Source organism: Streptomyces sp. 378, from assembly GCF_030124145.1.
Classification (GTDB): Bacteria; Actinomycetota; Actinomycetes; order Streptomycetales; family Streptomycetaceae; genus Streptomyces.
In genome coordinates, this window is record NZ_JASKMS010000016.1 from 103,378 (window position 1) to 128,921 (window position 25,544).

At 73.0% G+C, this 25,544-nt stretch carries 25 protein-coding genes; 15 read left to right on the plus strand and 10 right to left on the minus strand.

Annotated elements, in window-relative coordinates:
* Positions 1–52: 52 nt before the first annotated feature.
* Both QNO09_RS21970 and QNO09_RS21975 read right to left on the minus strand, forming a co-directional pair.
* The gene (locus QNO09_RS21970; protein ID WP_283971941.1) at positions 53–1,483 is read right to left on the minus strand and encodes a maleylpyruvate isomerase N-terminal domain-containing protein; all 1,431 of its coding nucleotides are present in this window, start codon (positions 1,481–1,483) and stop codon (positions 53–55) included.
* A complete protein-coding gene (locus QNO09_RS21975; RefSeq protein WP_283971942.1) occupies positions 1,480–2,061 on the minus strand; it encodes a sigma-70 family RNA polymerase sigma factor in 582 nt (193 codons plus the stop codon). Before QNO09_RS21975 ends, QNO09_RS21970 begins: the two co-directional genes overlap by 4 nt.
* 364 nt (positions 2,062–2,425) lie before the next feature.
* Between QNO09_RS21975 and QNO09_RS21980 the strand changes: the two genes are divergently transcribed.
* Together QNO09_RS21980 and QNO09_RS21985 are read left to right on the plus strand one after the other, a co-directional pair.
* Entirely contained in the window at positions 2,426–2,806 is a 381-nt protein-coding gene (locus QNO09_RS21980) for an STAS domain-containing protein (protein WP_283971943.1), read from the plus strand.
* A gap of 166 nt (positions 2,807–2,972) precedes the next feature.
* The gene (locus QNO09_RS21985) at positions 2,973–3,485 is read left to right on the plus strand and encodes an EF-hand domain-containing protein (RefSeq protein ID WP_283971944.1); all 513 of its coding nucleotides are present in this window, start codon (positions 2,973–2,975) and stop codon (positions 3,483–3,485) included.
* A 30-nt stretch (positions 3,486–3,515) separates the two neighbouring features.
* Here the strand turns inward: QNO09_RS21985 and QNO09_RS21990 are convergent, their stop codons facing one another.
* Entirely contained in the window at positions 3,516–5,018 is a 1,503-nt protein-coding gene (locus tag QNO09_RS21990) for a class I adenylate-forming enzyme family protein (protein WP_283971945.1), read from the minus strand.
* Between the two features lie 90 nt (positions 5,019–5,108).
* On the opposite strand from QNO09_RS21990, the gene QNO09_RS21995 reads away from it, so the two are divergent.
* From QNO09_RS21995 to QNO09_RS22010, 4 genes are all read left to right on the plus strand, one after another.
* Positions 5,109–6,305 (plus strand): amidohydrolase family protein, encoded by a 1,197-nt coding sequence (locus QNO09_RS21995; RefSeq protein ID WP_283971946.1) that lies wholly within the window; start codon positions 5,109–5,111, stop codon positions 6,303–6,305.
* Positions 6,305–7,438, plus strand: a complete 1,134-nt coding sequence (locus QNO09_RS22000) for an acyl-CoA dehydrogenase (protein ID WP_283971947.1) — start codon at positions 6,305–6,307, stop codon at positions 7,436–7,438. The genes QNO09_RS21995 and QNO09_RS22000 overlap by 1 nt, the downstream gene beginning before the upstream one ends.
* 6 nt (positions 7,439–7,444) lie before the next feature.
* Entirely contained in the window at positions 7,445–8,347 is a 903-nt protein-coding gene (locus QNO09_RS22005) for an acyl-CoA dehydrogenase family protein (protein ID WP_283971948.1), read from the plus strand.
* 443 nt (positions 8,348–8,790) lie between these two features.
* Positions 8,791–9,270 carry an ATP-binding protein gene (locus tag QNO09_RS22010; protein ID WP_283972019.1) on the plus strand — a complete coding sequence of 160 codons (480 nt, stop codon included), beginning with the start codon at positions 8,791–8,793 and terminating at the stop codon, positions 9,268–9,270.
* Positions 9,271–9,705: 435 nt separating this feature from the next.
* On the opposite strand, the gene QNO09_RS22015 is transcribed toward QNO09_RS22010, so the two are convergent.
* A complete protein-coding gene (locus QNO09_RS22015) occupies positions 9,706–10,632 on the minus strand; it encodes a cyclase family protein (protein ID WP_283971949.1) in 927 nt (308 codons plus the stop codon).
* A 104-nt stretch (positions 10,633–10,736) separates the two neighbouring features.
* Between QNO09_RS22015 and QNO09_RS22020 the strand changes: the two genes are divergently transcribed.
* The 3 genes from QNO09_RS22020 (at position 10,737) to QNO09_RS22030 (ending at position 13,948) form a co-directional block, all read left to right on the plus strand.
* On the plus strand, positions 10,737–11,651 hold the full coding sequence (locus tag QNO09_RS22020) for an SDR family NAD(P)-dependent oxidoreductase (RefSeq protein ID WP_283971950.1): 915 nt from the start codon (positions 10,737–10,739) through the stop codon (positions 11,649–11,651).
* 99 nt (positions 11,652–11,750) lie between these two features.
* Positions 11,751–12,899 carry an acyl-CoA dehydrogenase family protein gene (locus tag QNO09_RS22025; protein ID WP_283971951.1) on the plus strand — a complete coding sequence of 383 codons (1,149 nt, stop codon included), beginning with the start codon at positions 11,751–11,753 and terminating at the stop codon, positions 12,897–12,899.
* Complete coding sequence (locus QNO09_RS22030; protein ID WP_283971952.1) at positions 12,899–13,948, plus strand: alcohol dehydrogenase catalytic domain-containing protein; 1,050 nt, start codon at positions 12,899–12,901, stop codon at positions 13,946–13,948. Before QNO09_RS22025 ends, QNO09_RS22030 begins: the two co-directional genes overlap by 1 nt.
* On the opposite strand, the gene QNO09_RS22035 is transcribed toward QNO09_RS22030, so the two are convergent.
* A complete protein-coding gene (locus QNO09_RS22035; protein WP_283971953.1) occupies positions 13,938–14,951 on the minus strand; it encodes a GlxA family transcriptional regulator in 1,014 nt (337 codons plus the stop codon). The genes QNO09_RS22030 and QNO09_RS22035 overlap by 11 nt on opposite strands.
* A 71-nt stretch (positions 14,952–15,022) precedes the next feature.
* Between QNO09_RS22035 and QNO09_RS22040 the strand changes: the two genes are divergently transcribed.
* Positions 15,023–16,324, plus strand: coding sequence for an MFS transporter (locus QNO09_RS22040; RefSeq protein ID WP_283971954.1), 1,302 nt, complete (start codon positions 15,023–15,025; stop codon positions 16,322–16,324).
* Between the two features lie 14 nt (positions 16,325–16,338).
* Here the strand turns inward: QNO09_RS22040 and QNO09_RS22045 are convergent, their stop codons facing one another.
* From QNO09_RS22045 to QNO09_RS22065, 5 genes are all read right to left on the minus strand, one after another.
* A complete protein-coding gene (locus QNO09_RS22045) occupies positions 16,339–16,815 on the minus strand; it encodes a hypothetical protein (RefSeq protein ID WP_283971955.1) in 477 nt (158 codons plus the stop codon).
* A 69-nt stretch (positions 16,816–16,884) separates the two neighbouring features.
* On the minus strand, positions 16,885–17,496 hold the full coding sequence (locus QNO09_RS22050) for a flavin reductase family protein (RefSeq protein WP_283971956.1): 612 nt from the start codon (positions 17,494–17,496) through the stop codon (positions 16,885–16,887).
* Between the two features lie 42 nt (positions 17,497–17,538).
* Complete coding sequence (locus QNO09_RS22055; protein WP_283971957.1) at positions 17,539–18,330, minus strand: enoyl-CoA hydratase/isomerase family protein; 792 nt, start codon at positions 18,328–18,330, stop codon at positions 17,539–17,541.
* Positions 18,330–20,555: an acetate--CoA ligase family protein gene (locus QNO09_RS22060; protein ID WP_283971958.1), complete on the minus strand. Its 2,226-nt coding sequence runs from the start codon at positions 20,553–20,555 to the stop codon at positions 18,330–18,332. The genes QNO09_RS22055 and QNO09_RS22060 overlap by 1 nt, the downstream gene beginning before the upstream one ends.
* Positions 20,556–20,693: 138 nt before the next feature.
* On the minus strand, positions 20,694–21,899 hold the full coding sequence (locus QNO09_RS22065) for a flavin-containing monooxygenase (RefSeq protein WP_283971959.1): 1,206 nt from the start codon (positions 21,897–21,899) through the stop codon (positions 20,694–20,696).
* Positions 21,900–22,155: 256 nt separating this feature from the next.
* Here QNO09_RS22065 and QNO09_RS22070 point away from each other — a divergent pair, with 256 nt between their 5' ends.
* The 5 genes from QNO09_RS22070 (at position 22,156) to QNO09_RS22090 (ending at position 25,430) form a co-directional block, all read left to right on the plus strand.
* On the plus strand, positions 22,156–22,605 hold the full coding sequence (locus tag QNO09_RS22070; protein ID WP_283971960.1) for a DoxX family protein: 450 nt from the start codon (positions 22,156–22,158) through the stop codon (positions 22,603–22,605).
* Complete coding sequence (locus QNO09_RS22075) at positions 22,605–23,048, plus strand: Zn-ribbon domain-containing OB-fold protein (RefSeq protein ID WP_283971961.1); 444 nt, start codon at positions 22,605–22,607, stop codon at positions 23,046–23,048. The genes QNO09_RS22070 and QNO09_RS22075 overlap by 1 nt, the downstream gene beginning before the upstream one ends.
* A gap of 469 nt (positions 23,049–23,517) precedes the next feature.
* On the plus strand, positions 23,518–24,153 hold the full coding sequence (locus tag QNO09_RS22080) for a GNAT family N-acetyltransferase (protein WP_283971962.1): 636 nt from the start codon (positions 23,518–23,520) through the stop codon (positions 24,151–24,153).
* Positions 24,154–24,261: 108 nt separating this feature from the next.
* Positions 24,262–24,474 (plus strand): DUF4287 domain-containing protein, encoded by a 213-nt coding sequence (locus QNO09_RS22085; RefSeq protein ID WP_283971963.1) that lies wholly within the window; start codon positions 24,262–24,264, stop codon positions 24,472–24,474.
* Between the two features lie 59 nt (positions 24,475–24,533).
* Complete coding sequence (locus QNO09_RS22090) at positions 24,534–25,430, plus strand: GNAT family N-acetyltransferase (RefSeq protein ID WP_283971964.1); 897 nt, start codon at positions 24,534–24,536, stop codon at positions 25,428–25,430.
* The last annotated feature ends 114 nt before the right edge of the window (positions 25,431–25,544 follow it).

Consider the following 25,544-nt stretch of genomic DNA (forward strand, 5'->3'; position numbering starts at 1 on the left):
GGGTGCGGGTGGGTTGTGGCTTGTCGCGCGCTTCCCCGCGCCCCCAAGAACCTCACATCCGGCTCAGTGACGCCGCCGCGAACAGGACGTCCCTGATCGCCTCCTTGTCTCCCACCTGGCCCGCCGCTGCCTCCTGCGGAGGTACGTGACCGGCCGCCAGGCGGCAGAACTCGACGCCGTCCAGGGCCACGTGAGCCACCTCGTGCTCGGCGGAGCCCTTCGCCGCGGGGGAGTCGAGGGGGATCAGCCATTCGCCGCCGCCCGAACCCTCGATCTCCAGGCGGAGGCTGCGGCCCGGTTCGCCCGCCGCGACCAGATGACGGTGGCGGGCGGGGGAGGCCAGGCCGGCTCGGCGGCGGTGGGCCAGGGCCGTCGGCAGCATCCGGGCCGCCAGGTCGATCATGCGGTGCAGATGGCGCGGCGAGGGCGGGTCGTAGGGGTAGTCGACCGCGTCGGCGATGTCCTCCGCGTGCACCCAGCACTCGAAGGCGCGGTCGAGCATCGCGTCGTGCAGGGGCAGTTCGAAGTCGCCGTACGACACCGCCGTCTTCCCGGCGCCGCCGTCCGTGAAGGGCACCGTGCGGACGAGGTTGTGGCTCTGCTCCCGCCAGGGCGCGCGCAGGAAGCGGGTGGGCGGGAAGTGCGAGGCGCGCCAGAACGCCTCGGTGCGGGCCGCCGGTGTCGGGTGCCGGGACGGGACGTCGCCCAGCGGGTCGTCCAGGCCGAGCGCGACCGCCACCAGGCCGTCGACGCTGAGCAGATGTGCGATGACCCCGGCGACGGTGGTGCGGCGGCTCGTCGACTCGTCGGAGCGGAACCAGCGCAGCCGTACCGGCGCGTGCCACTCGGCGTCTCCGAAGTCCTGGAGCAGCGCGTCCAGGCGCGCGGTCTCGGCGTCGTACGCGGCGGCCCAGTCCGGTACCGGGATGCGCGGCGGGCGCCGCTCCAGGCAGGTCTGAAGGACACGGGTGCGCAGGCCCGGGTCCAGGTCGAGGCTCTCGGGGCGTTGCAGCAGCCCGACCGCCTCGCGCAGCCGCCGGGCCTCGTCGGCGCAGAAGCCGCAGTCGCCGAGGTGCTCCTCGACGGCCGTGGCCTCCTCGGCCGAGCACGCGGCCAGCGCCCAGGCGCCGAGCAGGGACTTCAGCACGGCGTGCTCGAAGACGGGCGGGGCGGGCGGCGGCGCCGGGTCGCCGGACTCCGCCGGCTCGGGCAGCGGCAGTCCGCTGTCCTCGACGGAGACCCGGGGCACGGGTATGCGCGGCGGGTGTCCGGGTCCCGGGGCGTCGCCGCGCCCGGACGTCTCCGGCCCTTCCGGTGCGCCTGGGCCGGCCGAGCCGGCCGATCGGCAGGGACCGCCGAAACTCCGCCCGCCTTCGCCGCTCTCATCCCGAGTGCCGCTCTCGTCCCGCCCGTTGCCCTGCTCCTCGCGGCCGTCCTCGCCCTCATCTTCGTCGTACGCCTCGTACCGGTCCGGTCCGTTCACACCGCACCCCCGTGTCCGGGCGGTGGGCCCGGTGCCCCGGCGTCGTGGGCGGTGGACAGCAGTTGCAGGCCCAGGCGCAGGCGGCGGCGGGCCTCGTCCTCGGTGATGCCGAGGTCGGCGGCGGTCTGGCGGTAGTCGCGGCGCTGGAAGTAGGCCCGTTCCAGGGCCGAGCGCAGGGGAACCGGCATGGACTGGACGATGTAGTCGGCGCGCGCGGCGACCGAGGCGCGGCGCACCCGGTGCTCCAGTTCCTCCGTGGTGCCGGAGCCTTCGCGGGCGAGGGCGGCGGTCTCCGTGGCGCGCAGCCGCTGCACCGCCAGCCGGTGGGTCAGTGTGGCGACCCAGGTGCGCAGCGGGCCCTGCCCTGGGTCGTAGGAGTCGGGATGCTCCCAGACGTGGACGAAGACCTCGCGGGTGATGCCGTCGGCGGCGCGCTCGTCGCCGAGTACGCGGTGGGCGAGGCCGTGCACGAGGGAGGCGAACCGGTCGTAGAGCTCACCGAGGGCGGCAGCCTCCCCGCGGGCGAGCCGCTGCTGCATCGTGCGGTCCCAGCGAGGCGGTACGTCCTTTTTCGCCATGCGGCCCCCTCACCCCCTGTTCGTGCTTCCCGCGCGCGTGTCCTGTCCAGCCTGTCCCCGACGTCTCCTCGAATGTAGTCGGCACGTCCGATAGCGCACGCCCCTTTGTGGCAATGTGCGCCCCCTGACCGGCCGTAGGTGGTAGAGGACCACCGGCGCTCGCACCGGTTTCCTTTGGACTCGCGCCTACCCACGAACCTGGCGATCAGACCTGACTGAAGAGGATCGAACAGGATCGAAGTCGACTAAAACAAGCCTCTTCTGCGGGGGAACCGTTTCTCGGGTCGCGTTTCAGGGAACGGCCGCTGGGCAGCCGCGCTGCAAGGAAGCGTAGGGACTGCTTCCGTTTTGGCGATCGAGGGGCGTGGTGGTGACCTTCAATGTGACCGGTGGCGAGCAGGGCGGATGGGCTGTGCTCCACGTGTCGGGCGAGCTGGATCTGGTGACCTCACCGGTGCTGCGTCAGCGTGTGCACGACGTGGTGGCCGAGGGGCATCACTGCCTCGTCCTGGATCTGTCCGAGGTGTTCTTCTGCGATTCCAGCGGCGTCGGCGTGCTCATCGCGGCCCGCCGCCTGATCCGCTCCTGCCAGGGCCGGCTGCGCCTGGTGCTGCCCGCCCGGGGCGCGGCCGACGGATCGCACGTCAACCGCGTCCTCGGAGCGCTGGGCGTGCGCAGGCTGTTCGACGTGTACGGCGATGTGGACGCGGCCCTCGGCGACGAGGGCGAACCCCTGTCCGCGTGACGGGACGAGGGCGCGCGGGAGACCGGGTGCCGCTGTTTCGCCCCACCGGTTTCCCGGTACCCCCCCGTCTCGGCAGAAGTGACGTTTTCCCACACCCGAACGGCTCCTCCGTCGTACGCTCCGACCGAGACCCACCCCATCCGACGTAAGGCGGCCCGAAAGAGACATGGTCAGCAGCGAGAACGAGCGCAAGATCGCCGCCCGGTTCGCCACCTTCGACCAGGACGGCAACGGCTACATCGACCGCGAGGACTTCTACGGAGCGGTCAAGGCGCTGCTCACGGAGTTCGACGTGGCGGCCCGGTCCGACAAGGGGCAGGCCCTGTACGGCGGTGCCGAGGCCTTCTGGCAGGGCATGGCCGGGATGGCGGACCGTGACGGCGACCAGCGCATCACACGCGAGGAGTTCGTCAACGGCGCGGTCAAGCGCCTGCGCGACAACCCCGACCGGTTCGCCGAGATCGCCCGCCCCTTCCTGCACGCGGCCCTGGACGTCGCCGACACCGACGGTGACGGTGCCGCGACGGTCGAGGAGGCCGCACGCGTCCTGAAGTGTCTCGGCGTCCCCGAGGACGCCACCCGACCGGCCGCCGCCGCGCTCGACGGGGACGGTGACGGCAAGGTCGGCGAGGCCGAGGTCGTCCCTGCCTTCGCCCGCTACTTCACCGTGCCCGAATAGCCCGCCCCGGGGGCGCGTGCCCAGGCGGCCTCACCTGTCCGCATAGCGCTCGCGCAGCTTGTACTTCAGCACCTTCCGCAGGGTCTCGCCCCGCGGGAGGGCGTCCACCACCTCAAGCCGCTCGGGCAGCTTGTGCACCGACAGTCCCTCGGTGCGCAGGAACGCGGTCACGCCCGCGAGCGTCAAGGAAGCGGCTCCCGGTGGCTGTTCCACCACCGCGCACACCAACTCCCCGCGTTCGGTGTCGGGCAGGCCGATCACGGCCGCGTCGCCGATCGCCGGATGCCGGAGCAGCAGGTCCTCGATCTCCCGGGCCGAGATGTTCTCGCCCTTGCGGATGATCACGTCCTTCAGGCGGCCGGTGAGCACCAGGTGCCCGGTCCGCGTGAGGTGCCCGAGATCGCCGGTGCGCAGGAACCCCTCCTCGTCGAAGGCCTCCGCCGTCTGCTCCGGGTCCAGATACCCACGGCACACGGCCTCCCCGCGCAGCCGCACCTCCCCGTCCACGATCCGGATCTCCATGCCCTCCGGCGGCCGTCCCTCGGTCGCCGCCAGGAGTCCGGGGTCGTCGTCCGGCGCCCCCATGGTGATCATCGGCACCTCGGTCATGCCGTATCCGTGGGTGAGCTGCACGCCCATCTCCCGCACCACGGCGTGGTACAGCTCCGGTGGCTTGGGCGCCCCGCCGCCCGCCAGCAGCCGAAGGGTGGGCACCACGGGCGTCCCCGGCCGCTTGCGCTGCTCGGCCAGGAACATCGAGTAGAACGCCGTCGACCCGCCCGCCATCGTCACCCCGTGCGCGCGGTACGCCGCCAGCGCGTCCGGCAGCGCGAACTGCTCGAACAGCACCGCCGGGAAGCCGTACAGCAGCAGCATCACCGTGTAGTCGGGGCCGCCGATGTGGGCGTACGGGAAGGCGATCGAACCCACGTCGTTCGCCGTGGGCCGCAGCGCGTGGGCCAGGCAGGAGCCGCCCGCGAGCAGCGAACGGTCCGTGTGCAGCACGCCCTTGGGGTCGGACGTCGTGCCGGACGTCCAGTAGATCCAGCGGACGGCGGTGCCGTCGGAGGGCGGGGGAGGCAGGAGCGACGGATCGCCGTCGGGCAGGGTCTCGTAGGCCTCGAAGACGCCCTTCGCGCCCAGCCGGCGGGCCATCTCCCCGTGGTCGAAGCCGCGCCAGACGCCCGGCACCGCGAAGAACTCCGCCTCGGACGCGCGCAGCGCGAAGCCGACCTCCCGGTCCCGGTAGAAGGGGATCACCGGGGTCTGCACGGCGCCGAGTCGGGCCAGGGCGAAGGACAGCACGGCCGTCTCGACGCGGGTGGGCAGCTGCCAGGCGACCACCGTCCCGGGGCGCACACCCATGCCGTACAGCCCGGCCGCGACCCGCTCGGCACGCGCCCGCAGGGCCTCGAAGGTGAGCGTGCGGCCGTCCTGGAGAAAGAGCGGCCGGCCGGGGGTCAGGGCGGCGCGGCGGGCGACCAGCTCCCACAGCGTGCCGGACGAACTCAGGGCGTGCGCGGTCTCGTTCACGGGTGCCCCCCTGCTCCTTGGCTGACGGACCGTCAGATGGGATGCTAGCTGACGCTGCATCAGATACGTACCGTCCGGCGGAGGGGACCCATGGCGACCGAACTGCCCCGCATCATCAGCGTCGACGACCACGTGATCGAGCCCGCCCACCTCTTCGACACCTGGCTGCCGGCCAGGTACCGCGAGCGCGGCCCCAGGGCGCTGACCGCCGGGATCGGCGAACTCGCCTACATCGGCGGCACGTACCGCATCACCATGGACCCGGACGGCCCGCCCACCGACTGGTGGGTCTACGAGGACCTGAAGTTCCCGTACAAGCGCAACATCGCAGCCGTCGGCTTCGACCGGGACGAGATGACCCTGGAGGGCATCACCCGCGCGCAGATGCGGCCCGGCTGCTGGGATCCGAAGGAACGCCTGAAGGACATGGACCTCAACCACGTCGAGGCGAGCCTGTGCTTCCCCAGCTTCCCCCGGTTCTGCGGGCAGACCTTCGCCGAGGCGCACGACAAGGAGGTCGCACTCGCCTGCGTGCGCGCCTACAACGACTGGATGGTCGAGGAGTGGTGCGGCGACAGCGGCGGGCGGCTCATCCCGCTGTGCCTGATCCCGCTGTGGGACGTCGGCCTGGCGGTCGCGGAGATCCGCCGCAACGCCGCGCGCGGGGTGCGGGCGGTGACCTTCTCCGAGATCCCCACCCACCTCGGGCTCCCCTCCATCCACTCCGGCTACTGGGACCCGTTCTTCGCCGTCTGCGAGGAGACCGGGACGGTCGTCAACATGCACATCGGATCGTCCTCGCAGATGCCGGCCGCCTCCCCGGACGCCCCGCCCGCCGTCCAGGCCTCGCTCAGCTTCAACAACGCGATGGCCTCGATGATGGACTTCCTCTTCAGCGGGGTGCTGGTGCGGTTCCCGCGCCTGAAACTCGCCTACTCCGAGGGGCAGATGGGCTGGATCCCGTACGCCCTGGAGCGCGCCGACGACGTGTGGGAGGAACACCGGGCCTGGGGCGGCGTGCGCGACACCGTCCCCGAGCCGCCGTCGACGTACTACTACCGTCAGATGTTCTGCTGCTTCTTCCGCGACAAACACGGGGTCGCCTCGATCGACGTCGTCGGCCGGGACAACGCCACCTTCGAGACCGACTACCCGCATGTCGACTCGACCTTCCCGCACACCAGGGAAGTCGCCCTCGACCATGTGCGGGGCCTCGACGACGAGACGGTCTACAAGCTGATGCGGGGCAACGCCATCCGGATGCTGGACCTGGACCTCGACCGCTGATGGACCTGTCGTACACGCCCGAGGAGGAGGACTTCCGGACCCGGCTGCGGGACTGGCTCGCGAAGACGGTCCCGGGTCTCCCGCCCAGACCGTCGCCCGGCGACTGGCCGGGGCGGCGGGCGTACGACCTCGGCTGGCAGCGCACGCTCCACGACGCCGGATACGCCGACGTCCATTGGGGCGCCACACCGAGCGTCCGCCTGATCTTCCTGGAGGAGACCGAGAAGGCCGGAGCTCCCTACGTGGGCGCCAACTTCGTGGGTCTCCTGCACGCCGGACCGACCATCGCCGCGGAGGGCACACCGGAGCAGCGGGAGCGGTGGCTGCCGCCGATCCTGCGCGGCGAGGAGGTCTGGTGCCAGGGCTTCAGCGAACCGGAGGCGGGCTCCGACCTCGCGGCCCTGCGCACCCGCGCGCGGCGCGACGGCGACGCCTACGTGGTGACCGGCTCCAAGATCTGGACCTCCCACGCGGAAGTCGCCGACTGGTGCGAGCTGTTGGTCCGCACCGACCCCGAGGCGCCCAGGCACCGGGGCATCACCTGGCTCGCCCTGCCCATGGACGCGCCCGGCGTCACCGTACGGCCGTTGCGCACGCTCGCCGGGTCGGCCGAGTTCGCCGAGGTGTTCCTCGACGAGGTGCGGGTGCCGGTCGCGAACCGGGTCGGCGACGAGAACGACGGCTGGCGCGTGACCATGGTGACGCTCTCCTTCGAACGGGGCACGGCCTTCGCCGGCGAGGTCGTCGCCTGCCGCCGGGTGCTGGGCGAACTGGCCGTCGAGGCCCGTACGAACGGCCGCTGGGACGACCCGGCCCTCAGGCGCCGGCTGGGCAGGCTCAACGCCGAGTTCCGGGCGCTGTGGCGGCTCACGCAGTGGAACGTGAGCGCGGCGGAGGCGTCGGGCGGGGTACCGGGCGCCGGCGGCTCGGTGTTCAAACTCCGCTACTCGCACGCCCGCCAGGAGCTGTACGACGCCGCCGCCGAGGTGCTGGGCCCCGACTGCCTCGACCTGGACCGGCCGTGGACCCTCGACCGGCTGTCCGCCCTGTCGTACACCATCGCGGCCGGCACCTCGCAGGTGCAGCACAGCATCATCGCCGAGCGCGTCCTCGGCCTGCCGAAGGGACGGTGAGGCGCCGTGCGGTTCCGTCTCACGGACGACCAGCGCGCCCTGCGGGACGGGGTGCGCGGGGTGCTCGCACGATGCTTCGGCGGGGAGGCGCTGCGGGCCGCGCTGGAGGGCGCCGGCGAGGGTGCCGCCGCCGGGGCGCCGCGCCTCGACCGGGAGGTGTGGCGGACCCTCGGTGACCTCGGGTTCTTCGCGCTGCGGGTGCCGGAGGCGGACGGTGGGGTCGGACTCGGTCTGCCGGAGGCGGTGTTGGCGTTCGAGGAGGCGGGGCGGGCGCTGCTGCCCGGTCCGCTCGTCGCCACCCACCTCGCGGCCGGTGCCGTACCCGGTGCGGCCACCGGGGAGACGGTGGTGGCGGCCGTGGACGGAGGGCTGGTGGAGTGGCTGGCGCAGGCGGACGTCGTCCGCGGGGACGCCACCGGAGCCGTGCCGCTGCGCTCGCTCGACCCGCTCACCCCCCTGCACCGCCTGCCCGCGCGGCGATCCGCCCCCGACCCCGTCGCGGTCCTGCTCACCGCCGCCGAGCAACTCGGCACGGCCGGCCGCGTCTGCGAACTGGCGGCGCAACACGCCCGGGCCCGCGAACAGTTCGGCCGGCCGATCGGGGCCTTCCAGGCGGTGGCGCACCTGTGCGCGGGGATCTTGGTCCGGACGGAGACGGCCCGCGCCGCCGTGTACGCGGCCGCCGTCACCACCGATCCGGCCGACATCGCCGCGGCCCGGCTCCTCGCCGACGAGGCCGCCGTGCGCGGCGCCCGGGACTGTCTCCAGGTGCACGGCGGCATGGGCTTCACCTGGGAGTCCGAGGTCCATCTGCATCTGAAACGCGCATGGGTTCGAACCCAACGTGCGGGCGGTGTCACGGAGAGTGAGGAGTTGCTCGCGGCCGCGCTGGCTCCCGGAGCGGCCTGACGGGCCGTCTGGCTGCGGCGTCGCCGTACGCGCTCCCGGAGATGTCAAGGATCGTGGCATACCGGAATCACGGAGCGTTGATATCGGCTTGTGTCCTCGGTGTGACTCGTTGCGGCCCGGAGTCGATTGCCCGCTCCGGTACCTTGTGTCAAATGCGAGTGGCTCCGAGCGCAGTGAGACCCAGTGGCGCGGCCTGTTCGACTGCCCGCGGCGAGCGTCGCACAGTATGCCGCACGAGTACTCCTTCGCGCTGGAATATGCCCGAAGCGCTTGTTGGCGTGACTGTACGTCAACCATGCTGTCCCACAAGGGATTCACGTTCTGTGATCCTTGTCCCGGCCGTTGTCCTGGCCATGCAGAAAATGGCTACGATCGTGGCCTTCGTGAGGCGCGAGCCTAAGTGTCCGCCGGTTCGGATGGTGTGAGCGGTGCAGGTGCTTCAAGTGCAGCTGGAGATCCGGCCCGACCCCGCAGAAGTGGGGCGGGCCCGGCGGTGGGCCCGCTCCCGCCTGGCCGGGTCCGGCATACAGGCCGACGAGCCCCTCGCCGAGACGCTGATCCTGCTCGTCTCCGAGCTCGTCACCAACGCCGTGGTGCACACCGGCCGCCCCGCCGTCCTGCGCCTGTCCCTGCCGCCCGTGGTGGCGGAGGAGGTCACGGTCCGCCTGGAGGTGGCGGACCGCAGCGGCCGGGCTCCCGTGCCCCGGTGCGCCGGTGACGAGGCGACGGGCGGCCGGGGCCTGGCTCTCGTCGACGGCCTCGCCGACCGCTGGGGCTGGAGCGTCGAGGCCACCGGCAAGCGCATCTGGTGCGAACTGGACCGGTGCGCGAAATCCCGTGACCTGTCGGCGTCGTGCGGGGGCGGCGCGGTGGCGTACGGCGGCGGGGCGTCGTTCGAGGGGCTGGCCTACGAGGCGGTCTAGGGCGGCGGGACTCCGCTGTCCGGGCCCGTCGGGCGTGTGGTGTGCGGCGGCACATGCCGCGGGGTTGTGCTGTGGGGGCGGGGTACGGAGGCAGGGTGACGGCCGATTCCGTCAGGGTGTGCGGTGATGCGCCGGGATGTGCTTCCGTGCGCGCCCACGGCAAAGGCCGCATAAGCGACATCTCGCCGAATGGGTGTTGACCCGTCGTGACCGCGTGCTCACGCTGGTGGGCAGCGATTCGCCGTGAGGGGACGACGAGGGCTTCGGTGGACGGCAGCCCTCGTCGAGTGCGAGTCGTTGTTCGGCGTCGGCTTCCTTCGGGGCCAGGAAGTCGGGGCGGGAGCGCCGGAGTCGGGTGGTGGCGCGCGCTGCCGTGCTCGGGGCGAGCAGCGCGGCGCCGCCACCCAGCGGGTGGCGGCCCGGGCCGTGCGGGGCCTACAGAACGGCCACGGGTGCCACCGGGGAACCGGTCGCCCCGGTGAACGGTTCGGGGGTCGCCGTCAGCAGGAACACGTACCGGCCCGCTTCTCCACAGGCTGTGGACAACTTTTCGAGATTCCAGTTCTGGCCCTGTGGCATGCCCATCTCCACGAGGTGGAGGGCGTGCACCGGCAGCCAGAGGTTCTCCACCTCGGGCGGGAACACCTCGAAGGTGAGGGTGTCGTTGGCGACGGCGGCGACGTCCCGCGCGTGGAACCACTCCGGCGTGCGGATCGACAGCCCCGGCGACGGATACGCGTAGCCGTGCCGGTCCCCGGCCAGGCAGCTCCGGATCTGCCCGGTCCGCACCAGCACGATGTCACCGGCGCGCACCCGTGTGCCGGCCAACTCCTCGGCCGTGTCCAGGTCCTCGGGCGTGACCGCGTGTCCGCCGTCGAGCCGGTCCGTGCCGTGAGCCCGGGCGACGTCCAGCAGCACCCCGCGTGAGACGACGTGCCGGACCGTGCCGATGCCGCTGAACTCGGCGCCGCCGTGCGGGGTGACGGTGTGGGCGGGGCGGCCGTTGTAGAGCCGGCCCGAGTGCGAGGCGTGGGGCAGGGCGTCCCAGTGGGTGGCCGCCTGCAGCCCCATGGTCACCATGTCGTCGCTGCACGCGACCGTGCCCGGGCCGAAGATCTCCTGGTTGATCTGCACCATGGCGTGCAGGGGGTCGACACGGCCGGGGATCATGCCCGTCTGCACGCCGTCCCGCTGGAGGGGCAGTGCGAGAGGGATGCGGTGGCCGGTGCGGACGGTCGCCGCGGCTTCCCTGACCACCTCGTCGGTGATCAGGTTCAGCGTGCCGATCTCGTCGTCGGTCCCCCAACGGCCCCAGTTGTTCACGCGCTTGGCGATGTCGTGGAACGCGTCCGGCAGCGACATGAGTCCTCCCCGGGGCTTGCCCGCGCGTATCTGACGGGTCGTAGAATCCGGTAATCGGGTTTCTAACGGTCCGTCAGAAACCGTGGGACGGGAAGGGGCCGGGCGTGGGGAACTTCTTGGCGGGCAAGGTGGTCGCCGTCACGGGTGCCGGGCGGGGCATCGGCCGGGCGGTCGCCCTCGCGGCGGCGGCCGAGGGGGCGAAGGTCGTCGTCAACGACTACGGCGTCTCCGTCGACGGCGCCTCACCGGCCGGCGAGATCGCCGACACCGTGGTCAAGGAGATCGAGGCGGCGGGCGGTGAGGCCGTGGCCGTCGCCGACGACATCTCCACGATGGCGGGCGGGCAGCGCGTCGTCGACGTGGCGCTGGCGTCGTACGGGCGGCTGGACGGTGTCGTGTGCGTGGCCGGGATCCTGCGCGAACGGATGCTGTTCAACATGACAGAGGAGGAATGGGACCCCGTCGTCGCGACCCATCTGAAGGGCACGTTCACGGTGTTCCGGGCGGCCTCCGCGGTGATGCGGAAACAGCGTTCCGGCACGCTCATCGGCTTCACCAGCGGCAACCACCAGGGCTCGGTGTCGCAGGCCAACTACAGCGCTGCCAAGGGCGGGATCATCTCGCTCGTGCGCAGCGCCGCGCTCGGGATGCACAAGTACGGGGTGACCGCCAACGCGGTGGCGCCGGTCGCGCGGACCCGGATGTCGGCCGGGGTGCCGATGGAACTGGCCGAGATCGGGGAGCCGGAGGATGTCGCCCCGCTGGTGGTGTACCTGCTGTCCGACGCCGCCGCCCGGCAGGGGGTGACCGGGCAGGTGTACACGGTGGCCGGGGCGAAGATCGCGGTGTGGGCACAGCCGAGGGAACTGCGCGCCGCGTACGCCTCCGGCGGGTGGACCGCGGAACGGATCGCGGAGTGTCTGCCCGGGTCGGTGGGAGTGGATCCGATGCCGATGCTGGAGCGCGTGGCGGGGATGGAGAGGGCGGCGGCCGAGGGAGCGCGGCCCAACGCCCGGTAGCTCGGGGGCTCGAGAGGTTCGGCGGGTGCGGCTTCGTCGTGGTGGTCCGCGCAGTTCCCCGCGCCCCTGAAGGAACACATCGACAGCGAGGCGGCGATCGTGGATTTCGGACTCACGCCGGACGACGAGGACTTCCGTGCCGAGGCTCGGGCCTGGCTCGGCGCCCATGCCCACGGCACGAGTGACCGCCGCGCCTGGGAGCGCACCCTGGGCGCGGCCGGATGGATCGGACTCGGGTGGAACGGCGACGGCTACGGCAACCGCAGAGCCACCCTCACCCAGCAGGTCGTCTGGGCCGAGGAGTACGCGCGCTCGGCCGCGCCCCCGCGCTCCGGGCACATCGGGGAGAACCTGCTCGCCCCCACCCTCCTCGCGCACGGCAGCGAGGAGCAGAAGTCCCGGTTCCTGCCGCCGATCGCACGCGGTGAGGAGCTGTGGTGCCAGGGGTACAGCGAACCCGGCGCCGGATCGGACCTGGCCGGTATCCGTACCGCGGCCGTGCGCGGGCCGGACGGCGGCGCGTACCGCGTCACCGGGCAGAAGATCTGGACGTCACTCGCGCACGAGGCGGACTGGTGTTTCGTGCTGGCCAGGACCGAACCCGGCTCGGCGCGCCACCACGGGCTGACCTTCCTGCTCGTCCCCATGGACCAGCCGGGCCGGATCGAGGTCCGCCCCATCCGGCAGCTGACGGGCACCAGCGACTTCAACGAGGTCTTCTTCGACGGGGCGCACGCGGAACACGTCGTCGGCGGCGAGGGCGACGGCTGGCGCGTCGCCATGAGCCTGCTCGGCTTCGAGCGGGGCGTGTCCACGCTGGCCCAGCAGATCGGGTTCGCCGAGGAACTGGCCGGTGTGGTGCGGGCGGCCGTCGAGTCGGGCGCGGTGCGCGACCCCGTCGTACGGGAGCAGCTCGTGCGGCAGTGGGCCGAGCTGCGCACGATGCGCTGGAACGCCCTGCGCACCCTGGGCGGTTGCGGGGACGCGGGCGCCCCGAGCGTGGCCAAGCTGCTGTGGGCCGGCTGGCACCAGCGGCTCGGGGAGCTGGCGGTGCGGGTGCGGGGCGCCGCGGCGAGCGTCGGTCCGTCCGACTGGTCGGCGCGGTCACCGTACGAACTGGACGCGGCACAGCACCTGTTCCTGTTCTCCCGGGCCGACACGATCTACGGCGGCTCGGACCAGATCCAGCGCACGATCATCGCCGAGCGCGTGCTCGGCCTGCCCAGGGAGCCCAAGGGGGCCGTGTGATGCGAGGCGTGATCTTCGACGGGAAGCGGGTCCGGGTCGTGACGGACCTGGAGGTGCGCGAGCCGGGGCCGGGCGAGGTGCGGGTCGCGATCGCGGCGGCCGGACTGTGCCACAGCGATCTGTCGGTGATGGACGGGACCATTCCGTTCCCCGTTCCGGTGGTGCTGGGCCATGAGGGGGCCGGGGTCGTGGAGGCGGTCGGCGGGGGCGTCACCCATGTCGCGCCGGGGGACCACGTGGCGCTGTCCACCCTGGCGAACTGCGGCACGTGCGCGGAGTGCGACCGGGGCCGGCCGACCATGTGCCGGCAGGCCATCGGACGCCCGGGCCGGCCGTTCGGCCACGCCGGCTCCCCGGTGTACCAGTTCGCGTCCAACTCGGCGTTCGCCGAGCGCACGGTCGTCAAGGCCGTTCAGGCGGTCCGCGTCCCCGACGACATTCCGCTGACGTCGGCGGCGCTCATCGGGTGCGGGGTGCTGACGGGGGTGGGCGCCGTACTGAACCGGGCGCGGGTGGACCGCGGCGACAGCGTCCTGGTCATCGGGACGGGCGGTGTCGGCCTGAACGTGCTCCAGGGGGCCCGGCTCGCGGGCGCCGGGCGGATCGTGGCCGTCGACGCGAACCCGGCGAAGGAGGAGATGGCCCGACGGTTCGGCGCGACCGACTTCCTCACCTCGGCCGAGGGCGTGCGCGACCTCCTGCCCACGGGCGCGGACCACGCCTTCGAGTGCGTCGGCCGCGTGGAGCTGATCCGCCGGGCGATCGACTCCCTGGACCGGCACGGCCAGGCCATCCTGCTCGGCGTGCCCCCGGCCACGGCCGAGGCGTCCTTCCGCGTCTCCTCGCTGTACCTCGACAAGTCCGTCCTGGGCTGCCGCTACGGCTCCTCCCGCCCGCAACGGGACATCGCCCTGTACGCCGGCCTGTACCGCCGGGGACGCCTCCTGCTGGACGAACTGGTCACCCGGACCTATCCCGTGGAGGACTTCGAGAAGGCCGCGGCGGACGCGGAGGCGGGGCGGGTGGCGCGGGCGGTGCTCACCTTCTGAGGGCGGCGGCCGTGTCGTTCTGCGCCCGGAACGTCCGCCGGTAGGCGGTGGGTGTGACGCCCAGGGCCGTCTGGAGGTGCTGGCGCATCGACTGGGCCGTGCCGAAGCCCGCGTCCCGGGCCACCTGGTCCACGGAGCGGTCGGTGGCCTCCAGGAGGTGGCGGGCCCGTTCCACGCGCTGCCGGGTGAGCCACTGACCGGGACTGACGCCGGTCTCCTCGCGGAAGCGGCGGGTGAAGGTGCGGACCGACATGGACTCCCGGGCGGCCATGTCGCGCAGTTGGATCGGCGCGTGGAGGCGGCCCAGGGCCCAGGCGCGGGCGGTGGTGGTGGACGCCTGCTGCGGATCGGGCACGGGCCGCGCGATGTACTGCGCCTGCCCGCCGTCGCGGTGCGGCGGTACGACCGTGCGGCGGGCCACGTCGTTGGCGATCGCCGCGCCGTGGTCGCGGCGCACCATGTGCAGGCACAGGTCGATGCCGGCCGCGACACCCGCGGAGGTCAGCACGTCGCCGTCGTCGATGAACAGGACACCCGGGTCGACCTCGATCTGCGGGAAGAGCCGCTGGAACCGGTCGGCGTCGGCCCAGTGCGTGGTGGCGGGGCGGCCGTCGAGGAGACCGGCGGCGGCGAGCACGTAGACGCCGGTGCAGATCGAGGCGAGGCGGGTGCCGGGGCGGATGTGGGCGAGGGCGGCGGCCAGCTCGCCCGTCAGCTCGCCCTGCTCGAAGACCGGTCCGAGCTCGTACGACGCCGGGACGATCACGGTGTCGGCGGTGGCCAGGATCTCCGGGCCGTGCTCGACCTGGATGGCGAAGTCGGCGTCGGTCCGCACCGGGCCGGGCGGGCGGATCGAGCACGTGACGACGTCGTACAGCAGGCGCCCCCGGGCGTCCCTCGGGCGGCCGAAGATGCGGTGCGGGATGCCCAGTTCGAAGGGGAGCAGGCCGTCGAGGGCGAGGACGACGACCCGGTGCGGGCGGAACTCCGGCTCACGGCGCATGGCCCGATTCTAACGAATGCTGTCCTTCGGGCCACTCGATGGAGCGAGCCGCAGATCGGAAGCTCTATGTCGTGACCCAGACAACCGATGCGGCGGCCGTCCGGCAGCCGCCGAAGCCGACTCGTGGGCGCGTGCACCGCGCCTGGTTCGTCGCCGCCGTCACCTTCGTGACGATCATCGGCGCCGCCGCCTTCCGTTCCGTGCCGGGCCTGCTCATCGACCCGTTGCACGACGAATTCGACTGGTCGCGCGGCACCATCGGCGCCGCCGTCTCGGTGAATCTCGCGCTCTACGGCCTGACGGCCCCGTTCGCCGCCGCCCTGATGGACCGCTTCGGCATCCGCCGGGTCGTCGCGGTCGCCCTGACCGTGATCGCGGCCGGCTCCTGGCTCACCGTGTGGATGACCGCGGCCTGGCAGCTGATGCTGTGCTGGGGCCTGCTGGTCGGTCTCGGCTCCGGCTCCATGGCGCTGGCCTTCGCGGCGACCGTCACCAACCGCTGGTTCACCGAGCGGCGCGGTCTGGTCAGCGGCATCCTCACCGCCGCCTCGGCCTCCGGCCAGCTGATCTTCCTGCCGCTGCTGTCCTGGATCATCGACCGGTACGACTGGCGCCCGGCGGCGGTGACGGTCGCCCTCGCCGCCCTCGCGGTCGTCCCGTTCGTCTGGCTCCTGCTGCACGACCACCCGGCGGACGTGGGCCAGAAGCCGTACGGCGCCACCGCGTTCGTGCCGAAGCCCCCGCCCGTCCCCGGCGCTGCCCGCCGGGCCGTGACCGTCCTGCTGTCCGCCGTGCGCACCGGCCCGTTCTGGCTGCTCGCCGGCACCTTCGCCATCTGCGGCGCCTCCACCAACGGCCTGATCCAGACCCACTTCATCCCCGCGGCGCACGACGCCCACATGCCCGTCCAGGCCGCCGCCTCCCTGCTCGCGGTCATCGGGGTCTTCGACGTCGTCGGCACGATCGCCTCCGGCTGGTTCACGGACCGCTTCGAGCCGCGCCGCCTGCTGGCGGTCTACTACGCGCTGCGGGGCGTGTCCCTGGTGTTCCTCCCGCTCCTGCTCGGCCCGACGGTCCACCCCCCGATGATCTTCTTCATCGTCTTCTACGGACTCGACTGGGTCGCCACCGTCCCGCCGACCCTGGCCCTGTGCCGCGAGCAGTACGGCGAGGACAGCGCGATCGTGTTCGGCTGGGTCCTCGCCTCGCACCAGATCGGCGCCGCCGCCGTCGCCTTCCTGGGCGGCGTCGCCCGCGACACCTTCGGCACGTACGACGTGATGTGGTACGCGTCGGGGGCACTGTGCGCGGCGGCGGCGTTGATGGCGCTGGTGATCCGGCGGAGGGCGGACGGCGCGGTGGCGGTGGGCTGAACCGGGGCACCGCTTCAGGGCGTTCCCCGCCCGCCCCGCCGGGCGAGGCCGGTCCGGGCGGTGTGCCGGATCCTCTTCGTCCGGCCGCTCTCGGCGAGCACCCCGAGGGCCTCGGTGTCCGATCCGGCCGCGATCCTGAGCTGGAGCCAGGACGACGACACGAGCAGGTCGTCCCGACGCCAGGGCAGCCGGAGCGCGACGGCTCGGCACAGGGACCACTCCTGGAGGCGCCGGACCAGGAAGGGGTGCCGGATCACCACCCGGGCCATGGCCTGCGCCCACCCCTCCCAGGCGGGTCCGGCACACAGCTGTGCGGCCCGGCGGTCGAGATGCCGCAGCACGGCGCCCTGGGCCATGGTCCGGTCCGGGTCGGTGAGGACGTCGCCGACCAGCTCGATCTCATCCGCGCCGGTGACCTGTTCCAGCTCGGCCAGATAGGCGGCGAACCGGGCGTGCTCGGGTGGTTCCTGCGCTCTGTCTTCGGTGCTCACGCGGCTCACTGTCGGCCTTCCGCGGTCCTGCGTGTCCACGGTCCACCGGGTCGGGGGCCCGCTCGGGCGTCAGTCCGCCGGCCGCGCGAAGCGCCCCCGGTGGAACAGCAGCGGGTCTCCGGTGTCCTCCGTGCCGAGGGCGGTCACCCTGCCGACCACGATGAGGTGGTCGCCGCCGGTGTGGACGGCGTGGACGGCGCAGTCGATCCACGCCACGGCGCCCGCCAGGCGCGGCGCACCCGACACCGGCGCCGCGTCGTAGGCCACGCCCGCGAACTTGTCCGCGCCGCTCACCGCGAACGCCCGGCACAACTCGCCCTGCCCGGCGCCCAGGACGTTCACGCAGAAGACCCCTGCCCGGGCGATACGCGGCCACGTCGTCGACGTACGGCCGACCATGAAGGCCACCAGGGGCGGAGCGAGGGAGAGGGACGTGAAGGACTGGCAGGCGAAGCCGGCCGGGGAGTCGGCGTCGGTGGCGGGTGGTGCCGTGATGATCGCCACGCCCGTCGCGAAGGTGCCGAGGACACGGCGGAACTCACGCGGGTCGAGTGGGGCGCGCTCGTCCTCGGCGACACAGCGCAGCTCGGGGCGCGGCAGCGCGTCGACATGCTCCCGGGCGGGTGCGCGGTTCGACCTGAGGTAGCGGACGGCGGCTTCGGCCATCCCTGCTTGTCCCATCACAACCGTCATTGAAGCTGACGTATCGTCAGATAGGAAGGGTCAGCGGCCGCTGAACCGCGCGCCCCGCCGCTCCACGAAGCTCCGCACACCGTCCTGCGCGTCGGCCGTCGTCATGTTGATCTCCTGCGCGGCGGCCTCGGCGGCGAAGGCGGCGGTACGGTCGGTGTCCATCGACGCGTTGACGAGCTGCTTGGTCAGGGCCAGGGCGCGGGTCGGGCCGCAGGCGAGCCGCTCGGCCCACGCCCGTGCCGTCTTCTCCAGCTCCTCGTCCCTGACGACCCGGTTGACCAGCCCGAGGCGTTCGGCGTCCGGGGCGGAGAGGGCGTCCCCGAAGAACATCAGCTCCTTCGCACGCTGCGGGCCGACGAGGCGGGGCAGGAGGTAGGCGCCGCCGCCGTCGGGGACCAGACCGCGCCGGACGAACACCTCGATGAAGCGGGCCGATTCGGCCGCCAGGACCAGATCGCAGGCGAACGCGAGGTGCGCGCCGAGGCCGGCCGCCGTGCCGTTCACCGCCGCGATCACCGGCTTCTCGCAGTCGAGGACGGCGGCGATCAGACACTGGGCGCCGGTGCGGAGGGTGCGTGCGACATCGCCCGGGAGGCGTTCGCCGGTCGGGCCGGTGCCCCGCAGGTCGGCCCCGGAACAGAAGCCGCGCCCCCTGCCCGTGATCACGACCGCGCGTATATCCGCCGTGGCGGACGCCTCCGACAGCAGCCGGATGATCTCCTCGCGCTGCCCGGCCGTGAGGGCGTTGAGGCTCTCGGGCCGGTTCAGGGTGAGGGTGAGGACATGGTCGCCGGTCGTGCGCAGAACAGCGGCCTCCGTCATCAGCGGCACACCACCAGTGCGTCCAGCGCCACGGCACCCTGCCCCCGGGGCAGGACCAGCAGCGGGTTGATGTCCAGTTCGGCGAGCTGGTCGCCGAGTTCCAGTGCCATGCGCTGGACCCGCAACACCACCTCGACCAGGGCGTCCAGATCCGCCGCCGGCCGCCCTCGGACCCCGCCGAGCAGGGCCCGCCCGCGCAGCCCGGCGAGCATGTCCCGCGCCTGCTCCTCCCCGAAGGGCGGCACTCCCACGGCGGTGTCGCGCAGCACCTCGACGAGCACGCCGCCGAGCCCGACGGTCACGGTCGGGCCGAACAGGTCGTCGTGCGTGACACCGACGACCATCTCGACGCCCGGCTCCATCATCTGGCAGACCAGGACGCCGTCCAGGCAGACGTCCTCGTAACGGGCGATGTCCGTCAACTCCCGGTAGGCGTCCCGGACCTGGCTGGCCGAGGTCAGCCCGATCTTCACCAGGCCCAGCTCGGTCTTGTGGGCGATCCGGGCGCCGGAGGCCTTCATCACCACCGGGTAGCCCACCAGCCCGGCCGCGCGGACGGCCGCCGCCGCGCTGGTCACCAGCTGCTCGCGCGGTACGCGGATGCCGTACGCCCGCAGCAGCTGCTTCGCCGCGTGCTCGCTGAGCTGCCCGCCGGGCTGCATCAGGGCCTGTGCCTTGCGGTAGGACGGCGAAGGGGTGCGCGGGGCCTCGTCGAAGGGGGAGCGGTAGCCGGCCGTGAAACGGTGGTGGGCGAGGTAGGCGCGCACGGCGGTGAGGCAGTTGCCGACCGTGCGGAAGGTGGCCACGCGGGACGATCCGAGCAGGACCTCGCGGTAGGCCGGTTCGGTGCCGACCGGTGAACCCCACACCACACAGACGAGTTTGTCGGTCTGCTCGGCCGCGTCCACCAGGTCGCGCACGAGCCGGTCGCTGAGCGGGGGGAACGGGCCGGTGACCGGGCAGATCAGCACGCCCACGCCGGGGTCGGCGAGGATCGCGTCGATGATCTTCCGGCCGCGGTGGTCGCCGACCGGGTGGCCGCCGTTGTCGACCGGGTTGGCGACGCTCAGGTACTCGGGTATCCACTGGTGCAGCTCGGCCTGCTTGGCCTCGGACAGCACCGGCAGCCGCAGTCCCGCCCCGGCCGCCAGGTCGGCGACGTGCGCGCCCGTGCCACCGGAGATGGAGTAGACGACGACCCCGTCGGCGCGCGGGGGGCGGGCCCGGGCCAGAAGGGCGGCCGTGTCCTGGAGTTCGTCGAGCCCGTCGACCCGGATCACGCCATACTGCCGGAGCGCCGCGTCCACCACCGCGTCCGCGCCGGTCAGCTTGCCGGTGTGGGAGGCGGCCGTGCGGGCCCCGGTCTCGGTACGCCCCACTTTGACGGCGACGACCGGTACGCCGCGCCGGGCGGCCCGGTCGGCGGCGAGCAGGAAGGAACGGCCGTCCTTGAGGCCTTCCAGATAGCAGGCGATGGCGCCGACCTCGGGCTGCTCGGCGAAGTAGGAGAGGAAGTCGGCGCTCTCCAGGTCGGCCTCGTTGCCGGTGGGCGCCCAGTGGGAGAGGCGGATGCCGAGTTCCTGGAGGGCGAAGAGGGGGCGGCCCTGGTGGCCGGACTGGGTGATCAACGCGATCGCCGGGCCGTCCAGGTCCTCACGGAACCGCTCGAAGGCGTTGAGGTTGGTGTTGGGCCCCAGCAGCCGCAGGCCGGACCGCTCGACGGCGGCGGCCAGCCGCCGCTGGGCGGCCTCGCCCTCCGGCCCGGTCTCCGCGAACCCGGACGCGAAGACGACCGCGAACCGTGCCTTGGCCTCGGCCAGTTCCTCGATCACCGGAAGGGGGTCGCCGACCAGCACCACCGCCAGGTCGACCTGCTCGGGCAGGTCGGCCACGGAAGGGGAGCAGGGGATGCCGAAGACGGACGGCCGGGCGGGGTGCACCGGGTACAGCCGGGCGCCGACGCGCTCCGCCCAGTCGGCCAGGCGGCGGGTGATGCCGGTGTGGGGGCGCCCCTCGGTGTCCGAGGCGCCGATCACGGCGACGGAGTGGGGGCGGAAGAAGCGGTCCAGGTCGGGGGTGTCGGTGTGCAGCGGCCGCCCGCTGACGTCGAGGTCGTCCGGCTGGGCCGGCCTGCCGTGCACGACGGGCCCGGACCGTTCGCCACAGGCGATGGCCCGGGCCCGTCGGGAGTCGGTGGTGAGGGTGCCGTGAGTCGATCCGAGCATCGTTTCCGCCCGCTCCTGTGAGACAGCCGCTAACTGACGCCTTGTCAGATTACTGAACTGACGTGACGTCAGGAACGGTGCGAGCGGGTGAAGTTGTGCGGACGGTCAGCCGGGCGTCTCGCCCGCGAAGCGAGGTTCTCAGGACGGCAGCCGGGACGCGCCCCCCGAGTCGTTCCTCGCGACGGCCTTCGCGATCTTCACCGCGTCGAGCGCCATCTCGCGGAGATTGCCGCTGATCGGGTTGGTGAAGCCGGTGAAGTACAAGCCCGGGGCGTTGCTCGGGGTGCGGGCGCCGTGGGCGACGGGTCTGCCGCGGTCGTCGAGCACGTCGAGGTGGCCGACCAGGTCCTCCAGGGCGCGGACGTACCCGGTGGCGGCGATCACGACGTCCGGGGAGATCCGGGTGCCGTCGGCCAGGGCGATCTTGCCGCCGTCCTCGAAGCACTCCACGGCGGCCACGATCTCCACCTTGCCCTTGCGCACGGCGTCGATCAGGCCGACGTCCTGCACCGGGATCGCCCCCTGCCGCACCCGCGAGTACAGCCCGGTGTCGGGACGCGGCAGCCCGTGGGCCGACAGGTCGGGCACGGCCACCTTGGCCTGCACCCGGGCGACGCGGTCGACCAGGCCGACCGGCAGCCGGCGGACCAGGACGCCGCTGTACTGCGCGGCCCAGCCGGCCGTCGACCGGCGCACGATGTGGGGGACGGTGCGCACGGCGAGCCGGACCCGGGCGGCACCGCTCTCCATCAGGTCGACGGCGATCTCGGCGCCGGTGTTGCCGGCGCCGGCGACGAGGACGTCCCGGCCGGCGTAGGGCTCGCCGTCGCGGTACGCGCCGGCGTGCAGGAACTCGCCGGTGAAGGCGGCCCGGCCGGGCCAGTCCGGCACGCGCGGGGTGTGGTTGTAGCCGGTGGCGACGACCACGGCCGCGCCGGTCAGTTCCCGGCCGCCGGTGGCGCGCAGCAGCCAGCCCGTGCCGTCGGGGGAGCGCTCGATCCGGGACACCTCGACGCCGGTGACGATCTCGAGGCGGTGGTGCTCGGCGTACTTCTCCAGGTACCGCACCACGTCGTCCCGGGACACCCACCGCCCGAACCGGCGGGGCATGGGCAGGCCGGGCAGGGCGGAGAGGCGGCGGGTGGTGTGCAGGCGCAGCCGGTCGTAGTGGCGGCGCCAGGACGCCCCGACGCGGTCGGACTTCTCCAGGACGACGGCCCGTATGCCCCGGGCGCGCAGCGCGTACGCCGCGGAGAGCCCTCCGGGCCCGCCGCCGATGACGTAGACGGGGCGGTCGGGCGGGGGCTGCGCGGAGGCGTGTGTGGAGGGTGTGGAGTCGGCCATGAGCGGGAGCGTAATCACGGGACTGCTTGATGGGTCTCGGTCAAGACCGGAATTGGTTGCGGATTGATCACGGCTGTAGGGGGACAGGGAACGGACCGTGCGCAGGTCGCCCGGTTGTGGCGGGCCGGTGGGCATGCCTGTCCGGAAGGATCCCCAGGGGGCCCAGGGGGACCGCACGCGGTTCCGTTCCCGGTTCCGCACGCGTCCCTCTCGGCGGGTTGTGCGCCTCCGAGAAACTGACGTACCGTCAGATTTCATGGACGCGATCTGGCTCACCGGAGCGGAATGGCTGGCCGTGCTGCGCGTCGGGCTCGGGCTGTGGTGGCTGGAGAGCTGGCGGCACAAGGACCGCAAGGCCTGGTTCGAACGGGGCACCGGCATCGCGTGGGCGGCCGGCATCGCCGCCGAACACCGCTGGCGCGCCGTCCGTTCGGGCTTCGAGGCGGTCGTCGCACCCCACCCGCGCGCGATGGCGTACATCGTCGTCCACGCGGAACTGGCCCTCGGCCTGGGCCTGATCACCGGCTTCCTCACCCCGGTCGCCCTGGTCGGCGGATTCCTCCTCAACACCCTCTACTTCACGCTCATGGTCCACGACGTGGCCGAACAGGGGCAGAACTCGATGATGGCGCTGATGTCGGTGGTCGGGCTGTTCGGGATGTCCTGGCAGACGTGGTCGCTGGACAGCGCCCTGGGCCTGTTCTGATGGCCGCCCGCTTCGACCTGCCCGAACCCGACGCCTTCACCCGGGCGTACTGGGACGCGGCCGCCGAGGGCAGGCTGCTGATCCGCCGCTGCGGGGCCTGCGGCCGGGCCCACCACTATCCGCGCGAGTTCTGTCCCCACTGCTGGAGCGAGGACGTGAGGTGGGAGGCGGCGAGCGGCCGCGCCACGCTCTACACGTGGTCCGTCGTCCACCGCAACGACCTGCCGCCGTTCCCGGACCGCGTCCCCTACGTCGCCGCCGTGGTCGAACTCGCCGAGGGCCCGCGGATGATGACGGAGATCGTGGGGGCGGAGGGCCACCCGGTAGGCGAGGAGCCGGGCCTGTCGGGCGGCGCGGAGCTGGAGGTGGCGTTCCGGGAGGGCGTCCCGGTGTTCCGGACGGTGCCCCGTCCCGAGCCGCCGCCGTCGGCCGGGCCGCGTTGATCGGAACGGCCGGGCGGCAGGGAGGATCGCGTCCTGGGGCCGGACCGGAGCCGCTGCCGTCGGCCGGGCCGCGTTGATCGGAAGGGCTGGGCGGTAGGGAGGGATGGCGCCCTGGGGCCGGACCGGAGCCGCTGCCGTCGGCCGGGCCGCGTTGATCGGAAGGGCTGGGCGGTAGGGAGGGATGGCGCCCTGGGGCCGGACCGGAGCCGCTGCCGTCGGCCGGGCCGCGTTGATCGGAAGGGCTGGGCGGTAGGGAGGGATGGCGCCCTGGGGCCGGACCGGAGCCGCTGCCGTCGGCCGGGCCGCGTTGATCGGAAGGGCTGGGCGGTAGGGAGGGTGGCGTCCTGGGGCCGAACCCGGATGCCTCCGGCGGTCGCGCCCCGATCGTCCGGGGAGCCGGGTCCGATGGTGTCCGTGTTCTCTCCGTCCCGGCGCCCCGAATCCCGCATCACGGGTTTGAATGGGACCCATGGCCCTCATACGCGACCGGTCCCTGACCGGCTCCCACCCGGATCTCCACGGCCACGGCCTCCGTCTGCGCCCCTGGGACGCGGGGTCCGGTGCCGACGTCGACACCTGGCTGCGCGGCATGCGGGATCCGGACTTCCGGCGCTGGAACACCCCGTTGAGACCGGTCACGGACCGGGCGAGCGCGCGGGAGTCGCTGCTCGCCCGGGCGCAGAGCGCCTTGGAGGGAACGTCGGTGTCGTTCCGGATCGCGGACGCGCGCACCGACACGGCACTGGGGCACATCGGCGTCAACGAGATCAAGTACCACCTGAAGGTCGCCCGGGTCGGCTACTGGGTCCTGCCCGAGGCCCGCGGCCAAGGCGTCGCCACCCGGGCCCTCCTGCTCACCGCCCATTGGGCGCTGACGCAACTCGGGCTGCACCGACTGGAGTTGGATCACGCGGTCGGACACGACGCGTCGTGCCGGATCGCCGAGCGGTGCGGGTTCTCCTACGAGGGCACCCTGCGCGGCGCGGTCTTCCAGGAAGGCCGCCACGACGCGTTCCGGGACGCCCATCTGCACGCACGCCTGGCCACGGATCCGGCTCCGGATCCGGAGCCGGCAGGGCCGGACGGGCGGAACACGGGCATGTGACGCCCGTCACCGCGAAGCGGCGATCAGTTCGGGCGGCCCGGCCGGTCTCACCCGGCAACCGTGGCATCCCCGCTGTGGAACCGCAGAGAAGAGAAGGGACCGGCCGAGATGACCGCACCCGTGAAGGGCCCCGCCAGCTACCTCCCGTCCATCGAGAAGAAGTACGGCCGGCCGATCGCCGACTGGCAGGAGCTCATCCGCAGCTCGCCACTGACCCGGCACATGGAGCTCGTCACCTGGCTCAAGACCGAGCACGGCCTGGGACACGGCCACGCCAACGCGCTGGTGGCGCACACGCTCGCCGAGGACAGCGGCACCTGAGCCGGGCCGCCCGCGAAAAACGGGGGGTGCCCCGAAGGCCGCCCACGGCACCATGAACCATGGACACAGGCACAGGCACAGGCACCGCGACCGACACCGAAACCGGTGGCTGGCACCTCACCCATGACCTCGACGACTTCCTGACCCGCGCGGGTGCCTTCCTCCGCTCCCGGCCGGCGCTGCACACCGTGCCACTGACGGTGACGGTGACGCTGCGCACGCGCGGTCGGAGCGTGTACGGCGGCGGAGCGCCGGAGTTCGGCCTGCTGGAACGCGACGGCGCCGTCCGGGCGACCTTCTTCCGCACCCCGCCGCACTGGCTGAACCTCACGGCCCTCACCCCCGGGGACACCGACGCCCTCGCCGCGCGGCTGGCCGCCCTCGGGCACCGCCCGCCCGGCGTGAACGCGCCGTGCGACACCGCCGCCGCCTTCGCCGAGGCCTGGCAGCGGCACACGGGCGTGACAGTGACCCTCCGCCAGCGCCAGCGGCTCTACCGGCTCGGCACCCTGACCGCGCCCGAGCCCGTACCGCCCGGCCGACCCCGGGTCGCGGTCGCAGCGGACCGCGAGCTACTGGTCCGCTGGCACGACGAGTTCAGCGAGTCCGTCGGCCAGGGCACCGCCCGCGGCTCCGCCGAGTGGGCGGACGCCCGTATCGACAGCGGCGGCATCACCTTCTGGGAGGCCCCCGACGGCACCCCCGTCGCCATGGCCGGCACCGGTCCGCAGGTCGCCGGCCAGATCCGGGTCGCGCCCGTCTACACCCCGTCCCACCTGCGCGGCCGTGGCTACGCGGGCGCGGCCACGACCGAGGTCAGCCGCGCCGCCCTGGCCGCCGGAGCGGACGAGGTCCTCCTCTTCACCGACCTGGCCAACCCGACCAGCAACGGCCTCTACCAACGCATCGGCTACCGCCCGGTGGCGGACTTCGAGGTGTACGACTTCACGGGCTGAGGCCGTTTCGGCGGGTCGGGCCGTGGGCCGGACGACCCGGAACCGAGGTCCTGATTCCGAGGTCCTGATTCCGAGGTCGTCGGTCAGGTGGCGGGCGTCGGTCGCGCGAAACGC

Coding starts and splice junctions, on each gene's coding strand:
- QNO09_RS22035 (WP_283971953.1), bottom strand. CDS start 14,951: ATGCGCCGTGAGCCGGAGTTCCGCCCGCACCGGGTCGTCGTCCTCGCC.
- QNO09_RS22085 (WP_283971963.1), top strand. CDS start 24,262: ATGACCGCACCCGTGAAGGGCCCCGCCAGCTACCTCCCGTCCATCGAG.
- QNO09_RS22080 (WP_283971962.1), top strand. CDS start 23,518: ATGGCCCTCATACGCGACCGGTCCCTGACCGGCTCCCACCCGGATCTC.
- QNO09_RS22070 (WP_283971960.1), top strand. CDS start 22,156: ATGGACGCGATCTGGCTCACCGGAGCGGAATGGCTGGCCGTGCTGCGC.
- QNO09_RS22060 (WP_283971958.1), bottom strand. CDS start 20,555: ATGCTCGGATCGACTCACGGCACCCTCACCACCGACTCCCGACGGGCC.
- QNO09_RS22055 (WP_283971957.1), bottom strand. CDS start 18,330: ATGACGGAGGCCGCTGTTCTGCGCACGACCGGCGACCATGTCCTCACC.
- QNO09_RS22050 (WP_283971956.1), bottom strand. CDS start 17,496: ATGGGACAAGCAGGGATGGCCGAAGCCGCCGTCCGCTACCTCAGGTCG.
- QNO09_RS22090 (WP_283971964.1), top strand. CDS start 24,534: ATGGACACAGGCACAGGCACAGGCACCGCGACCGACACCGAAACCGGT.
- QNO09_RS22000 (WP_283971947.1), top strand. CDS start 6,305: ATGGACCTGTCGTACACGCCCGAGGAGGAGGACTTCCGGACCCGGCTG.
- QNO09_RS22075 (WP_283971961.1), top strand. CDS start 22,605: ATGGCCGCCCGCTTCGACCTGCCCGAACCCGACGCCTTCACCCGGGCG.
- QNO09_RS22065 (WP_283971959.1), bottom strand. CDS start 21,899: ATGGCCGACTCCACACCCTCCACACACGCCTCCGCGCAGCCCCCGCCC.
- QNO09_RS21975 (WP_283971942.1), bottom strand. CDS start 2,061: ATGGCGAAAAAGGACGTACCGCCTCGCTGGGACCGCACGATGCAGCAG.
- QNO09_RS21995 (WP_283971946.1), top strand. CDS start 5,109: ATGGCGACCGAACTGCCCCGCATCATCAGCGTCGACGACCACGTGATC.
- QNO09_RS21985 (WP_283971944.1), top strand. CDS start 2,973: ATGGTCAGCAGCGAGAACGAGCGCAAGATCGCCGCCCGGTTCGCCACC.
- QNO09_RS22030 (WP_283971952.1), top strand. CDS start 12,899: ATGCGAGGCGTGATCTTCGACGGGAAGCGGGTCCGGGTCGTGACGGAC.
- QNO09_RS22015 (WP_283971949.1), bottom strand. CDS start 10,632: ATGTCGCTGCCGGACGCGTTCCACGACATCGCCAAGCGCGTGAACAAC.